The organism is Bartonella sp. AP58NXGY (assembly GCF_042195785.1).
Lineage (GTDB): Bacteria > Pseudomonadota > Alphaproteobacteria > Rhizobiales > Rhizobiaceae > Bartonella.
The window spans coordinates 1-894 of sequence record NZ_JBHIOY010000153.1 but is presented as its reverse complement, the minus strand read 5'-3'; the positions used below and the strand labels follow the sequence as shown (position 1 = coordinate 894).

Annotated in this window: 2 protein-coding genes; both read right to left on the bottom strand. The window is 46.1% G+C overall.

Annotated features, from left to right (window positions below; all coding sequences use genetic code 11):
• Positions 1 to 184, bottom strand: a 184-nt coding sequence (locus ACFINC_RS10125) for a phage major tail tube protein (RefSeq protein ID WP_375617131.1), incomplete at its 3' end; no start/stop codon positions are given.
• On the bottom strand, positions 181 to 894 hold a 714-nt coding region (locus ACFINC_RS10120; protein ID WP_375617130.1), incomplete at its 5' end, for a phage tail sheath family protein. The genes ACFINC_RS10120 and ACFINC_RS10125, both read right to left, overlap by 4 nt.

The window sequence follows — 894 nt, the reverse complement described above, 5'->3', positions numbered from 1 at the left end:
TCATTTGCAAATTTAATGCTTTGACACCAAGACCGCTCACATCAATTTGCATATCAGAGCCCCCTGGTTGATAGGTTTCGGTGATTTCTTCCAACGTGGGAAGTTTGAGTGTTTCAAGATCAAGATGAAGATTGACATCATCATCAACAATCAGGGTAAAACCGCGAACAATTCTTAAAGTCATACATCACTCCTTGCTGCCTTGCGATAACCCTCAAGCGTATCGCCAAAAGCATAGGTCATTTTATTTTGGATATCTTGCGCCAGCCGATTAAAGTAAGCACCATTGCGCCGGCTGCCAAAGCTTAAATCTTCTAGAGGGGGCACTTCTTCTGCATCAAATTCCACCCGCAACTTGCCCAGTTGTAAATTGCTGTTTGAATTTAAATCCCGATCAAACCAAACCCGCCCACCAAGCAGTGCACCGCGCGCAATCATATCATCAAGAAAGCTGGTCAAAGAGCGGGTAATGGCAATAACATGTTGACCGGTGAGATTCTCATCATTGGCAAAAGGGCGTAAATTATTGATGATGGTTTTTTCCAGTGCTGCGCGGGTGCGCACCACATTGACAAAACGCCAGAGTGGATCACTCGAGGTGGTATGGTTGCCCCATAAAATGCGCCCATTGGCAGCAGTTTTCCCATGAGCATTTTGGCTAAGGCGTGCGGGAATAAAGGTGGCAATATCGGCTTTATTGAGACGATTAGCCTCATGATCAATTTCCCCATCAAAGTAGCTAATGGGGCGTGCGGTGCCTAAAATGCCATGCACATCTTGGTTGGAAGGAGACCAAAAAACACCGCCCCTTTGCTTGTCACGTTTGATAAACATGGCTGCTGCAAAAGGACTTGCGGGTTTTATACTAACACCACCATCAGAATTTGCCACCCG